The following is a 13414-nucleotide window of genomic DNA, read 5'->3' on the forward strand; positions in this document are numbered from 1 at the left end:
GAAGGCCCCTTGCGAGCAGCAGCCCGGCCATAAGAAAAGGACCGCAGCTATGCGGTCCTTTTCTTTCCTGCTAGGAAGCCAGTACCTCGTCGAGTACCGTAGCTGCCTTCTCTTCGTCTGTTTTCTCCGCCAGGGCCAGCTCGGAGATCAGGATCTGGCGAGCCTTCGCCAGCATCCGTTTCTCACCGGCAGACAGACCGCGATCGTGATCGCGGCGCCAGAGGTCCCGAACTACTTCGGCAACCTTGATGACGTCTCCCGATGCGAGCTTCTCCAGGTTTGCCTTGTACCGGCGTGACCAGTTGGTAGGCTCCTCCGTGAATTCAGCCCGGAGTACGTCGAAGACGTGCTCAAGACCTTCCTTGCCCACAACATCACGTACGCCGACAAGGTCAACGTTCTCTGCTGGAACTTCAATGGTCAGATCACCCTGTGCCACCTTGAGCTTGAGATACATCTTCTCTTCGCCCTTGATGGTGCGCATCTTGATCTCTTCGATCTTCGCTGCGCCGTGGTGAGGGTAAACAACTGTTTCGCCGACCTCAAAAACCATGTGGATAAACCCCTTTCCCGCAGATCAGTTTATCACGGAAACGACACGCCGATGACGCGTTTACGCAGGTCAGCGGGGAGAAGAGCGACCAATTGGATATCATTCCGCTCTTGACGCAGAGCAAAATTGGTGCTTGCGAGGGTGCTTCCACCGGTCACCGGCGGCTGATGAACTTCGTTGAAATCCAACAATCACCCTCTTTGCCGATAGGCTGTTCACCAGTGTTGTCCGTCGGTCCGCGCGACCATACCCACAGGAGTTAGTGCCGTGAACAGTGCCCCGAAGAAACGAGTACAGCTGGCAGCTGCCGGAACCGCTGTACTGGCTCTCCTTGGAGCAACCGGCTGTTCCGCAGTGAATGAGCAGGCCACCACCATCGAGTATTCCGCCTCGGACGGAATCGTGGACCGCGTGGGCCCCGTGCTTCTGCGCAACATCCTCATCATCACGTCGGATGAGGGCGAGCCGGGAACCCTGCTGGGTACTCTCTTCAACGAGTCAGACTCCCCTGTCCAGGTAACGATTGACGGCGAGAATGAAAACTCGCAGGTCACCATCGACGCAAACGGCAAGTATGTCTTCGAAGACGAAGTGGGCGACGACGGCATTCTGGAAGGCATCAGCGAGATTCCTGGAGCGCTGGTTGACCTCGAATTCACCGTGAACTCCGAGAGCGAGAGTATCCGGGTGCCAGTCCTCGACGGAACGCTCGAGGAGTACCGCGAGTTTGTTCCCGGCGGTTACACCCCGCCGCCCACCCCCATCGAAGAAGTTGTTGAAGAAGAGGAAGAGCTTTAGGGCTCGTACTTGTAGCCCAGCCCCCGCACCGTCACAAGGTGCCGGGGGCTTGAAGGATCCGGTTCAATTTTTCCGCGCAGACGCTTCACATGGACATCGAGGGTCTTGGTGTCCCCCACATAGTCCGAGCCCCACACCCTGTCAATGAGCTGCCCGCGGGTCAGCACACGCCCGGAATTACGCAGCAGCATCTCGAGCAGCTCGAACTCCTTCAACGGCAGCGAAACCTGCTCCCCGCTGACACTCACAACGTGGCGCTCCACATCCATGCGGACCGGCCCAGCCGCGACAGTGCTTGAGACCAACTCTTCCGGCTCACCCTGCCTGCGCAGCACAGCGCGCACCCTGGCCACCAGCTCCCGTGATGAGTAGGGCTTGGTGACGTAATCATCGGCACCCAGTTCCAGTCCCACGACCTTGTCAATCTCTGAATCCTTGGCGGTCAGCATGATGACCGGGACGCTTGAGCGCTGCCGCAGCTGGCGGCATACTTCCGTACCGGAAAGGCCCGGCAGCTGGAGGTCGAGGAGGACCAGGTCCGCGCCCCCGCGGTCGAACTCGGTCAGCGCATCAAGCCCGTTGTCCACGACGACGGCGTCAAAGCCCTCCTTGCCCAGCAGGTAGGACAGGGGGTCGCTGAAGGATTCTTCGTCTTCAACGATCAGGATGCGGCTCACGCTTTCACTCCTTGATTCTGGACACTGCTGCCCTTGTCATTGCCGGCACTTTCGTGCCTGCTCTCCTGCACCGCGCCCGAGGTGACACTCGCCGCCGGCCCGGCGCCGTCGTCGTCGGCTGTTTCCATCTCCGGCAGACGGACGGTGAACGTGCTGCCCTGGCCCTGCTGCGACCACACCGTCACTTCACCGCCGTGATTCGACACCACATGCTTCACGATGCTCAGCCCGAGGCCCGTGCCGCCGGTCTGCCGTGAACGCGCCGCGTCGATGCGGTAGAAGCGCTCGAAGATCCGCTCCTGCTCCTCGGGAGTGATGCCCAGGCCCTGGTCCGTAACGGAAATCTGCGCCAGGCCGTCGCGTGAGCGCAGCCCAACACCCACCCTGGTTCCATCCGGCGAATAGCGGATGGCATTGTCGATCAGATTCCGGAAGGCGGTCATGAGGAGGTCCGGGTCTCCGTAGACCGGTGCGTCGATCTTTCCGCCGACCACGATGTCGATCTGCTTGCTCTCGGCGGGAAGCTTGTTGCGGTCCACTGCTTCGGCAATCACCGCATTGATATTGACGGCCTTGCCGCGGCGGACGACGTCGGTTCCCTGGAGCCGTGACAGCTCGATGATGTCCTGGACCAGGGCTGAGAGCCTGCCTGATTCCTTATGCATCCGTTGGGCGAACCGGCGGACGGCCACCTCGTCGGAGGCTGCATCATCAAGGGCTTCGGCGAGGAGGGAGATAGCACCGACGGGTGTCTTCAGTTCATGGGATACGTTCGCGACGAAGTCATTGCGGATCTCCTCGGTGCGGGTGATCTCGGTGCGGTCGTCCGCGAGGATGAGGATGTATTCCTCGCCGAGGGCCGCGATGCGGGCATGCACAATGATGGTGCCCTGCCCCAGCGGGCCGCGCGGCAGTTCCAGCTGGCGCTCCTCGATGACTCCGTCCCGGCGCACCCGTGCGGTGAGGTCAAGGAGTTCGCTGTGCACGATGGTGTGGCCGCGGACCAGACCGAAAGCGTACGCCGCAGGACTGGCGCGGACAACGCCGTCGATCCCGTCGACGATGACATACGCGCGGCCCACGACGGAAAGGACATCAGCAGCCCCTTTGGGGAGCACCGGCTCATCACTATCAAGGCGGGCACGGCGTTGCGCCTCGCTGGCCCGGAACGCCAGCATGCCGGCCACACCGATGGCGAGACCGACCAGCCCGGCCACGAGCATCAGCAGTACAGGATCCACGGATCCAGCTTAGGCCGTGAATGCACCCACCCCTGCTGATCCGGTGGCTTTGGACCGGTGGTTCAACTAACGTTCACCTAAAGATGCGTAACAGTTAAGGGGCAGCTGAAAACGTGCTGAACAGGACTGCGCATCTGCGCCCGTTCAGCACCTCAAAGGGAAAGGACGCCCACGTGCGTAAGGTTTTTCAGGCGGAGCTTCACCAAATCGGCGAAGAACTCATCGAGATCTCGAAGCTGGTTTCGGAGGCCATGCAGAAGGCCACCACAGCGTTCGAGGCAGCGGATACAGAGCTTGCACAGGAAGTCATCGCCGCGGATGCACGCATCGACTTCCTGCAGAACGACCTCGACGAACGCGCGATTGACGTACTCGCCCTCCAGGGACCGGTTGCAAGTGACCTGCGCATGATTGTGGGCGCCCTGCGAATGAGTGCGTCGCTTGAGCGGATGGGCGATCTCGCCCGGCACATCGCGCAATTGGCCCGCCTGCGCTTCCCGGAGAATGTGATTCCAGAGAGCATCCGGCCCACCTTCGTTGAGCTGGCGCAGCTCGACATTGCGATTGCCAACAAGGTCACCGAGTTGCTCGAAACGCGCAACCTCGAGCTGAGCCTCGAGATCAACACCCACAACGCGCGGATCAACGAGCTGCACGCGGGCGTCTTCAAGGCGGTTGCCGCTGCTGACTGGAATGCGTCCGCTCCTACCACCGTGGATGTCACCCTTGCCAGCCGGTACTTCGAGCGTTTCGCCGACCACGGCATCTCCGTTGCGCGTAAGGTCACCTACCTGGTCACCGGTGAGTGGCAGCCCAGCGCTCCGCTGAACTGATGCAACCACCGACGACGGCGGCCCGCTTCCTTTGGGAGGCGGGCCGCCGTCGTGGGTGGGTGCTGGGCGTCGCTCGGCTGCTAGTGCTTGGCTTTGCCCTGGTTGGCGACAGCTTCAATTGCGGCAGCGGCGGCGTCGGCGTCGAGGTAGGTACCACCGGCCTTGACGGGCTTGAGGTCCTCATCCAGTTCATAGACCAGCGGGATGCCGGTGGGGATGTTGAGGGAGGCGATGTCCTCATCACTGATGCCGTCGAGGTGCTTGACGAGGGCACGGAGGGAATTGCCGTGGGCGGCGATAAGGACGGTCTTGCCGGTCTTGATGTCAACGCTGATGTCCGATTCCCAGTACGGCAGGAACCGCTCGAGGACGTCCTTTAGGCACTCGGTGCGCGGAAGATCATCGCCGAGGTCCGCGTAACGGGGGTCATTGGCCTGGGAGTACTCGCTCGAATCGTCGAGCGGCGGCGGTGGCGTGTCATAGGAGCGGCGCCACTCCATGAACTGCTCCTCGCCGAACTCGGCGAGGGTCTGGGCCTTGTCCTTGCCCTGCAGGGCACCGTAGTGGCGCTCATTGAGGCGCCAGTTGCGCTTGACGTCGATCCAGGTGCGGTCAGCCGCCTCCAGCGCGAGGTTGGCGGTGATGGTGGCCCGCTTCTGGCGCGAGGTGTACACGATGTCCGGCAGGAGGTCATGCTCCACCAGGAGCTCGCCGCCGCGGACGGCCTCCTTGCGGCCCAGTTCCGTCAGCGCCACGTCCACCCAGCCCGTGAAAAGGTTCTTTTCATTCCACTCGCTCTGGCCATGGCGCAGCAGGATCAGTTTGTAAGAAGTCATGGATCCAGTCTGCCGTATTTGGCCAGCTGGGGCACATGATGTGCTGCGGCAAGCGGTTTCATTACCCGTAACCTTGAACGGTGCCGATACGACAGCCCGCGAAGCCCGTTGGGGCGATCACACGCGGCACAACCAACCCGAACCGCCTTCGGCGCACGGACCGCTGGCTGGCCGGCCCGCAGGCGTGGCGCATCCGGACAGCGGAGGATCCGCTCGTGGTTGACCTCGGTTACGGCGCGACGCCGGTCACGGCTGTTGAACTCTTCACCCGCCTGCGTACGGTGAGGGATGACGTTCAGGTGGTCGGTGTGGAGATCGATCCCGGGCGCGTCCGCGCTGCGCTTCCGCTTGAGCGGCCGGGTTTGAGCTTTGTCCAGGGCGGGTTCGAGTTGCCGTTGCAGGGCCGGCGTCCCGTGGTTGTCCGAGCGTTCAACGTGTTGCGCCAGTACGGCGAGGATGAGTACCTGACGCATTGGGACCGGGTACGGAGCCGGCTGTCGGAGAACGGGCTCTTTATCGACGGGACCTGCGATGAAATTGGGCGCCGGTCCACCTGGGCGGCGATCAGCGTGGACGGCCCGTCGTCGCTGAGCATCTCGCTGCGGTTCGGCGGATTCGCGGTGCCCTCCGATGTGGCCGAGCGTCTGCCAAAGGCGCTGATCCACCGGAACGTTCCCGGTGAACGCGTGTTCGACTACCTGCAGGCGCTCGACCGCGCGTGGCTCGACGCGGCACCCCTAGGCTCCTTCGGAAACCGGCAGCGCTGGCTGGGGATGTGCTCGGCGATGTCCGACGCCGGATGGCCGCTTCTCGACGGCCCGTCACGGTGGCGTCTGGGCGAGATTACTGTTGCCTGGGACGCGGTTGCTCCTCGGTGAAATGAGGGCAGGGCCTACCAGGGGCCGTACGGCCCGCTTCCCTGAACCTCGCTCACCGCAGGCTTCACGTCAGCGAGGTACACGCAGGCGGCAATAATCGCAACGAGCTGCAGAAGTCCGAACAGGCCGAAACCGCCGAAGTACGCGGTGAGCGCCCCGATCGCTGCAGAGCCCGCAGTCAGGCCGAGCCAGAAACTCTTGGTGCGCTTGAATGTGGCCTCGAAGGAGGCTGGCTTGCGCCGGGCACAATCGACCAGGGCCCACAGTTCAATGGCGAGCGCGAGGTAGCCGAGAACACGAAAGAGCCACAACTCGGTCAGCAGCACAATTTCCACGGATTCAGCCTACCGGGTATTCGCCGCTGAGGAGAGTGCCGCATTCAGGTCCGCCCAGAGATCCTCAACGTTCTCAATGCCGACGGACAGCCGGACCAGCGCCTCAGGCACCGTTTTGGGCTCACCGGGCTGGCGCCGTCGTCGTTCAACCAGCGATTCAACGCCGCCCAGCGAGGTGGCGGGCAGCCACAAGCGGACCGCTTCGACCAGCGCGTCAGCGGCTTCTCTGCTGCCCAGTTCGATACTGATGATGCCGCCGTAGCCCTTGAGCTGTGCTGTGGCGCGCTCGTGGCCGGGATCGTTGGGCAGCCCCGGGTAGCGAACCCGTTGGACGGCGGCATGCTGCTCGAGTCTGACGGCCAGTTCCAGCGCATTGGCCTGGCTGCGTTCCATCCGGAGCGCGAGTGTGCGTAGACCGCGGAGGGCCAGCCACACCTCGAACGGCCCCGCGATGGCACCGTGAAGTGTCCGGTAGGAGGTCAGCTGGGAGCGCAGCTCAGGATCGGAGGTGACCAGCGCGCCGAGGACGACGTCGGAATGGCCGGCCAGATACTTGGTGACGGAGTGAAGGACGACGTCCGCACCGTAGTCCAGCGGCCGGCACACCAGCGGTGTGTTGAAGGTGTTGTCAACGACGACGGCGGCACCGGCTGCGTGGGCAGCGTCCGTCAGCACCGCGGTTTCAGCGACCTCGAGCATCGGGTTGGTGGGACTTTCGAGCCACAGCATGTCAGCGCCGTCGAGCTGTGACAGGACCTGCTCGGTGTCAGCAATGTCGACCTGCCTGACCGAGAGGCGGCCGCGCGCTTCCTCTGCGAGCGCGAGCGAAACCGATCCACCATACGCGTGGCGGGGAATGACCACTACTCCCCCGGTGGGCACGAGCGAGAGCGCTGCGGCTGCGGCACCGAGTCCGGAGGCGAAGGCGAGCGCCGGAAGCGCGGCACCTTCCAGCTGCCCGAGGGCTTCCTCGAAGGGATCCCAGGTGGGGTTGGACATGCGCGCGTAGATGCGGTCGGACCCGGTGGGCGGTGCGGTTTCGTGGAAGGTCGATGACAGCACAATGGGCGGGTTGACCGGGGAATCGTGCTCACGGGGCGGGCGGCCTGCGGCCACAGTGAGGGTATCCGGGGCAAGGTCCGCGTGCTGGGTCATTGGATCAGGTTAAGTTGCCGAATGATGCGGGCGGTAATCCAGCGCCGCGGATGACGCGCGCGCTGAAGATAGCCGGTTGAAACTATCAACTCTGAGTTGGCAGTTGCCCGGCACGGCCGGTGGATCGATTCTATGTGTTCTCCACAGGCTGCGCGGGCTGTAGGGCTGAGTCGGTAGGCTGATCCAGTGACATCCCAGACTTCCCGCCCTACCCGCGGCATGTTCATTGCCTTCGAGGGCGGAGACAGCGCCGGCAAGTCCACGCAGGCCGCGCGCCTGGCGGAGTCTCTTCAGGCCGACGGCCAAACGGTGGTGCGCACCCGCGAGCCCGGTGGTACTGAAATCGGTGAGAAGCTGCGTTCCCTGGTGCTTGATCACGGGCACGGGCACATCGACGCGCGGACGGAAGCACTGATCTTCGCCGCTTCGCGTGCCGCCCACGTGCATCAGGTGATCCTGCCCGCTCTGGAGCGCGGCGACGTCGTCATCTGTGACAGATACATCGACTCCTCCGTTGCCTACCAGGGCGTGGGACGGGGCCTCGGGGCGGAGAGCGTGCTGGAGATCAACCTTTGGGCGGTGGAGGGGCTCGGGCCGGATCTGACGGTACTGCTCGATGTTGACCACGTGGAAGGCCGCAGCCGCCGAACCTCCACAGCGGCGCAGGAAGACCGCATGGAATCGGAGCCGGACTCCTTCCACGAGCAGATCCGGGCGGCTTTCCGCGACCAGGCGGCGTTGAATCCGGAGGCGTATCTGGTGCTGAACGCGTCGGATCCCGTTGATGTGCTGGCAGCAACGATCGTGGGCGCCGTACGGGAGCATCTGGCATGAGCGTCTGGACGTTCCTGACCGGTCAGGCTGCCGCCGTTGAACAACTGCGCCGCGCCGCGGCCGCTGAGCAGCCGAACCACGCCTGGCTGTTCACCGGACCTCCCGGCTCCGGACGCTCCAACGCCGCACGGGCTTTCGCCGCCGCTCTGCTCTGCGACCGCCCGCTGCTGGAGGAACGCGGTTGCGGGGAGTGCAAGGCCTGCACGACGGCGTTGGCCGGCTCGCATGCGGACGTCACCAATGTGACCACCGAGAAAGTCACCATCAGCATCGATGAAGCCCGCGAGCTGGTGCGGAAGGCGCAGGACAAGCCGTCAACGGGCCGCTGGCGCGTCATCATCGTCGAGGATGCGGACCGCATGCAGGAGCGCAGCACAAACGTCCTTTTGAAGGCCATCGAGGAACCGCCCCCGCGCACGATCTGGCTTTTGTGCGCACCAAGTCCCGGAGACGTGCTGGTGACCATTCGCTCTCGCTGCCGCTCGGTCAGCCTGCGCGTTCCGCCCGTTGACGCTGTCACGGACCTGCTGGTGCGGCGTGACGGGATTGATCCGATCATCGCCGAGGCTGCGGCCCGCGCCGCCCAGAGCCACATTGGAGTGGCGAAGCGCCTTGCTACGGACAGCGATGCCCGCGAGCGGCGCAACCAGATAGTGCGGCTACCCCTCAACCTGCGCAACATTGCCGGTGCCATGAGGGCGGCTGCGGATCTCGTGAAGCTCGCTGAAGCCGAGGCGCAGAGCTCCTTCGAGCAACGCGACGCCGAGGAGAAAGCCGCGCTGCTGGTCTCCCTCGGTGCCCCCGAGTCCGGCACTCTCCCGCCTGCCATCCGTGCGCAGGTCAAGCGACTGGAGGACGATCAGAACCGGCGGGCGAAGCGCTCCAAGAACGACTACTTCGACCGCGCGCTGACCGATCTCACCTCGTTCTACCGTGACGTCCTCATGCTGCAGCTCGGCACCTCCGGATACCTGGTGAACGAGCCGTTGCGGCCTGAGCTTGAGCGCTACGCCGAACACGGCACGCCGGAGGAGACCCTGGGGCGCATTGAGGCCATCAACAAAGTGCGCACGCGGATCGTTGGAACAAATGTTGCCCCCCTGCTGGCCATCGAAGCGATGGCCGTCAGCCTGCTCCCAGAGAAGGAACTTTCCGCGTGACCCACTCCCAACCCGCGCGCCGCTCACCGCTGCGTGCGCTGGCAGGTGCTGCCGCCGTCGTCGTTGCTCTGGTGCTTTCCGGGTGCACTGCGGGCCCCGAGACCGGCGCGTCGACGGCACCGGCGGAGGTGATCGGTGAAGTTCCGGAAGACCTCCGGGAGTTCTACTCGCAGGAAGTTGTCTGGGAGGAGTGCGAGGAGGATTTCGCCTGTGCCACAGTCGAGGTTCCTCTTGATTACAGCGATCCGGGACGGGAATCGATCGAGATCGCGGCCATCCGGCTGGATGCGTCAGGGGATTCGCAGGGCTCTCTCCTGGTCAACCCGGGCGGACCGGGAGCTTCCGGCTATAACCTGGTCCGCGACTCCGCTGAGTTCATCCTCAGCGATCGGCTGCGCCAGTCCTACGACGTGATTGGGTTTGACCCCCGCGGGGTCAACCGGTCTTCTGCGGTGAAGTGCCTGACGGATGAGGAACGCGACGAGGCCCGGACCGAGACGATACCGGCGGATGCCACCGATGCGGAGGCCCTCAAGATCCTCGAAGCGGACTCAGCGGAGTACGCCGAACTGTGCGCCGAGCGCACCGGTGAGTTGCTGGGCTACATCGACACCGTGAGCGCCGCGAAGGACATGGACATCCTGCGGGCCCTTGTCGGTGAGGAACAGCTCGACTATCTCGGGTTTTCCTACGGCACCCAGCTAGGCGCTGCGTACGCAGAACTGTTCCCCGACAATGTTGGGCGATTTGTACTCGATGGCGCCGTAGACCCTTCCCTGAGCTCGGCTGAGATCACAGCCGGGCAGGTCGCGGCGTTCGATGAGGCGCTGCGCAGTTACGTCGCAGACTGCCAATCGCAGAGCGAGTGCCCGCTTCCCGGTGATGTTGACGAGGGTGTGGCTGTTGTGGATGCGTTGTTCGAGTCCGTTGAGGAGAGCCCCATGACGGCTGCCGACGGGCGGCTGGTCACCATCGGGACGTTTTTCCAGGGGTTCGTGCTTCCGCTATATGACAGTGCCAGCTGGCCGGCCCTGACCGCCGCGATCGATCAGGCGCTGCAGGGTGACCCCACGGAGTTCCTCCGCTTCGCTGACCTCGGCGCAGAGCGGGAGCCCGACGGCGATTACCTCACCAACGCGTCCGCGGCCTTCACCGCGGTGACGTGCCTCGACTACCCCATGCCGGCCGACCCAGCGGTCATGGAGCAACAGGCGGAAGCGCTCGAAGCCTCATCCGCGGTCTTCGGTGAATACCTGAGCTACGGAGCGCTCGCCTGCAAGGAGTGGGCGCACGAACCGGTGCTCGAGCCCTCCCCCGCCAGCGCGCCGGATGCGCCGCCGATGCTCGTAATCGGAACCACGGGAGATCCGGCGACGCCCTACGAGTGGTCGCTGGCCCTCGCGGACCAGCTGGAATCCGCCGTGCATGTTACCTGGGAGGGGCAGGGGCATACCGCCTACGGCCGGTCCGGCGAATGCATCGAGTCTCTCGTGGATGATTTCCTGATCGAGGGCATTCTTCCCGACGACGGCGTTCGCTGCTGATTTTGACCAGTGAGCTTATGCTCTTATACAGTTATTGCTTGTGGAATGAGCCTTTGCGTTAGCGCAGCTCATCCGCGGCAAGCCTCCTTAGCTCAGTCGGTAGAGCGTCTCACTCGTAATGAGAAGGTCGCCAGTTCGACTCTGGCAGGAGGCTCTTTTTGTGCCCTAGATTCCCCCGATCGTAGGGGTTCTTCCTACTCCACTTGCTTTTGCTTGCAGCGTGTGTGACCTCTTGTGCTTCGACGCTCCCTGCCACTTCGTCACTTTTTCGTCACCTGCTCGGCAGGCGCCGACGGCTCCTCCACGCCATACCAATGGTGGAGACCGCCGTAGCACGGCACCTCCTACCCTCCGCACCGAAGAGCCAAAACCTCCAACCGGTCGATCGGAGACCACCGGAGCTTGCGGTGAGTCGCGGCGAACCGCCGCCGCCCCCGCATCTGCGCGCCACGGGCAGTAACTTGTAACGAACTGGTCGGGCGTTTGCTGAGAACCCTGGGATAGGGTTTTCAGCAGTCGAACGGAAGTACCAACTGCAGGAATGATTTCAGTACCCTTGCTGTGAACATTGACAACCGCTGTATAGAGTCAGTTCGTGCGCCATCGGCCCCGAGCTTCCTTACGAAGCGCGCGACGGCCGAGATGCAAGGCCTGTGAACTCAGTTTTGTCGAAGCACTATTCGAAATCAACATACGACTGCAATTCAGAGATAGGAACGCCGTGTGGGGCAACGACCTACCAGTACCACCATCCATTGAGGACATTCGAAAGAAATCGAAAATTCTCGTCATCGACGACCACGACTTTCCATATGAGCCGATTTTCAAGAAGAACGGTTATCACATTGAGCGCTGGGCCACAATAGATAACCTTTCCCACATAACCGATGGGCACTTTGACCTGATCCTTCTCGACATACAAGGGGTGGGAATTGAGATAAGTCCTGAGCTTGAGGGTCTAGGAATACTTCGTCACATCAAAGAGAGCAATCCTGCTCAGATGGTCATTTTATATTCTGCACAGCCCCAGAGGATCACTCATTTGGGCATAATGGTACTCGCTGATGCAGTTGTTGACAAAGCACTGCCGTATGTCGATTTTGCTTCAAAAGTTGATTCCCTACTAAAGCTACGATCCTCGCCTGCATACTTTATTGCTGCTATGAACAAAGCTCTGGGCGAAAATGCAGTCCTTGCTCCGAAAGCTGTGGGTAAAGCAATGAAGGCGTTGCAGAAAAGAAACGTTTCGGGCTTTGCCCGATACATGGATCGCACGCCTCTCGAACCAAGCCAAGTCAACACTGTTGTTGGCATTCTGCAACTCGGAGTAGCTGTTGCATCTATGGTAATCACCGCATGACCAATTCGCCCTGGAATCTATTCCCTTATCCCACCTATTCGGAGGGTGTATTCCTGAACGGTTCAGTTATGGCGGTCCACGACGACTGCAGAACGTGTTCATCAATGCCGTGCCTCAACGATAAGACGGTGAAGCCGGGCGACGTCCAGCAATGCCGATTCGGTTTGTGTTTTTCAAGGATTGATACTGAACGCTTGGTGCTTGGCTTCGTCGGTGACGGCCTACAGAATCCAACGAGCCGAACCAAGCGACGGTACAGGGACAAAACCGAGAAGCGCGTGAAGGTTGAGCACGTTGAGACAGCGGTAGCCCGTGCGATATCTCTCGGTCCCGGAGTCGTTAGGGACTTTGAACAAGACAAGGCCGCCGTCGTCGAACGACTCAGCCGGGATCCGGAGTTGCAAAAAGCCATAGCAGGCGACTTGCGCAGGGACTTCGATCAGGATTTCAATCGAAGTCACGACTTCCTACAACTCACCAAGCTCGTTCGTGGTAACGCGGAGGCGCTCCTTGCGGAAGTTGCTCCGGGCGTAGACGTAGTCACGGCTGCAGAAACGCATAAGGAACAGGGGGCCATCTACTTCACCACTGAGCTTATGTTGATGAAAATGAACTCGCTGAAGTTCCTTAGTCACGTCAACTCTGCATTTGGCGGCGAAGAGAAGTTCCAGATTCACCCCTTCGTGCTGAAACACGTTCGCATTTACGACTGGCAAGCAAAACAAAAGTCGATGAGCGTTCAAGTCTATGGGAACTGTCGGGCGCGCGTAACCTATAATACCGAGGCCATCAGCGCCATCATTCAGGCTTATCTTGACAACATGGTTAAGTATGCACCAGCCGGTTCCTCCTCCTCTGTCGTATTCGCCGAGAAGGCCGACTCCGTTACTATTACATTCTCGTCACTGGGGCCAAAGATTGAGAAAAATGAAACCAAGAGTATTTTCCTCGCTGGCATCAGAGCGTCTGCTGCAAGGGCAATGGCAACAGGCGGACAGGGTGTTGGTCTAGCTGCAGCTAAAGTAGTTGCAGACGCCCTTCAGATTCAATTGTCGGTCACTCAAAGTGAAACTGAAGATGAAAGATTTAGAACCAAATTCTCGACGTCGTTCGCTGTCACGTTTCAAACTCAACCTTGATGCTGAACGGCGAAAGAGCCAGCTCGATCTAATACGAAGGTCTTCGTAGTCTCACTTGGGAGTGCTACATT

14 protein-coding genes and 1 tRNA gene are annotated in these 13414 nt (G+C 61.8%); 9 read left to right on the plus strand and 6 right to left on the minus strand.

Going from position 1 to position 13414, the window contains the following annotated elements:
• Window positions 1–70: 70 nt before the first annotated feature.
• On the minus strand, window positions 71–553 hold the full coding sequence (locus P4U43_RS06615; RefSeq protein ID WP_167990786.1) for a CarD family transcriptional regulator: 483 nt from the start codon (window positions 551–553) through the stop codon (window positions 71–73).
• Between the two features lie 267 nt (window positions 554–820).
• Here P4U43_RS06615 and P4U43_RS06620 point away from each other — a divergent pair, with 267 nt between their 5' ends.
• A complete protein-coding gene (locus P4U43_RS06620; protein WP_056546369.1) occupies window positions 821–1351 on the plus strand; it encodes a hypothetical protein in 531 nt (176 codons plus the stop codon).
• Here the strand turns inward: P4U43_RS06620 and P4U43_RS06625 are convergent.
• Both P4U43_RS06625 and P4U43_RS06630 read right to left on the minus strand, forming a co-directional pair.
• Window positions 1348–2028, minus strand: a complete 681-nt coding sequence (locus P4U43_RS06625) for a response regulator transcription factor (RefSeq protein ID WP_056546368.1) — start codon at window positions 2026–2028, stop codon at window positions 1348–1350. The genes P4U43_RS06620 and P4U43_RS06625 overlap by 4 nt on opposite strands.
• The gene (locus tag P4U43_RS06630; protein ID WP_277358018.1) at window positions 2025–3269 is read right to left on the minus strand and encodes a sensor histidine kinase; all 1245 of its coding nucleotides are present in this window, start codon (window positions 3267–3269) and stop codon (window positions 2025–2027) included. The genes P4U43_RS06625 and P4U43_RS06630 overlap by 4 nt, the downstream gene beginning before the upstream one ends.
• Window positions 3270–3442: 173 nt before the next feature.
• Here P4U43_RS06630 and phoU point away from each other — a divergent pair, with 173 nt between their 5' ends.
• Window positions 3443–4102 (plus strand): phosphate signaling complex protein PhoU, encoded by a 660-nt coding sequence (gene phoU, locus P4U43_RS06635; protein WP_277358019.1) that lies wholly within the window; start codon window positions 3443–3445, stop codon window positions 4100–4102.
• A gap of 80 nt (window positions 4103–4182) precedes the next feature.
• Here the strand turns inward: phoU and P4U43_RS06640 are convergent, their stop codons facing one another.
• A complete protein-coding gene (locus P4U43_RS06640; RefSeq protein ID WP_277358020.1) occupies window positions 4183–4938 on the minus strand; it encodes a phosphoglyceromutase in 756 nt (251 codons plus the stop codon).
• 80 nt (window positions 4939–5018) lie between these two features.
• Between P4U43_RS06640 and P4U43_RS06645 the strand changes: the two genes are divergently transcribed.
• Window positions 5019–5816 (plus strand): class I SAM-dependent methyltransferase, encoded by a 798-nt coding sequence (locus P4U43_RS06645; RefSeq protein WP_277358021.1) that lies wholly within the window; start codon window positions 5019–5021, stop codon window positions 5814–5816.
• A gap of 14 nt (window positions 5817–5830) precedes the next feature.
• On the opposite strand, the gene P4U43_RS06650 is transcribed toward P4U43_RS06645, so the two are convergent.
• Window positions 5831–6151: a DUF2516 family protein gene (locus P4U43_RS06650; protein ID WP_056546359.1), complete on the minus strand. Its 321-nt coding sequence runs from the start codon at window positions 6149–6151 to the stop codon at window positions 5831–5833.
• Between the two features lie 9 nt (window positions 6152–6160).
• Window positions 6161–7306 carry a trans-sulfuration enzyme family protein gene (locus P4U43_RS06655; RefSeq protein ID WP_277358022.1) on the minus strand — a complete coding sequence of 382 codons (1146 nt, stop codon included), beginning with the start codon at window positions 7304–7306 and terminating at the stop codon, window positions 6161–6163.
• A gap of 219 nt (window positions 7307–7525) precedes the next feature.
• Here P4U43_RS06655 and tmk point away from each other — a divergent pair, with 219 nt between their 5' ends.
• From tmk to P4U43_RS06685, 6 genes are all read left to right on the plus strand, one after another.
• Entirely contained in the window at window positions 7526–8140 is a 615-nt protein-coding gene (tmk, locus tag P4U43_RS06660; RefSeq protein WP_277358061.1) for a dTMP kinase, read from the plus strand.
• On the plus strand, window positions 8137–9300 hold the full coding sequence (locus P4U43_RS06665; RefSeq protein ID WP_056546350.1) for a DNA polymerase III subunit delta': 1164 nt from the start codon (window positions 8137–8139) through the stop codon (window positions 9298–9300). The genes tmk and P4U43_RS06665 overlap by 4 nt, the downstream gene beginning before the upstream one ends.
• Window positions 9297–10844, plus strand: a complete 1548-nt coding sequence (locus P4U43_RS06670; protein WP_277358023.1) for an alpha/beta hydrolase — start codon at window positions 9297–9299, stop codon at window positions 10842–10844. Before P4U43_RS06665 ends, P4U43_RS06670 begins: the two co-directional genes overlap by 4 nt.
• An 81-nt stretch (window positions 10845–10925) precedes the next feature.
• Window positions 10926–10998: transfer RNA gene (locus P4U43_RS06675), tRNA-Thr, on the plus strand.
• 567 nt (window positions 10999–11565) lie between these two features.
• Window positions 11566–12204 carry a DNA-binding transcriptional response regulator gene (locus P4U43_RS06680; RefSeq protein WP_277358024.1) on the plus strand — a complete coding sequence of 213 codons (639 nt, stop codon included), beginning with the start codon at window positions 11566–11568 and terminating at the stop codon, window positions 12202–12204.
• Window positions 12201–13343 carry an ATP-binding protein gene (locus tag P4U43_RS06685; protein WP_277358025.1) on the plus strand — a complete coding sequence of 381 codons (1143 nt, stop codon included), beginning with the start codon at window positions 12201–12203 and terminating at the stop codon, window positions 13341–13343. The genes P4U43_RS06680 and P4U43_RS06685 overlap by 4 nt, the downstream gene beginning before the upstream one ends.
• The last annotated feature ends 71 nt before the right edge of the window (window positions 13344–13414 follow it).

Origin of the sequence: Arthrobacter vasquezii (assembly GCF_029455255.1) — a bacterium.
Lineage (GTDB): Bacteria > Actinomycetota > Actinomycetes > Actinomycetales > Micrococcaceae > Arthrobacter_D > Arthrobacter_D parietis.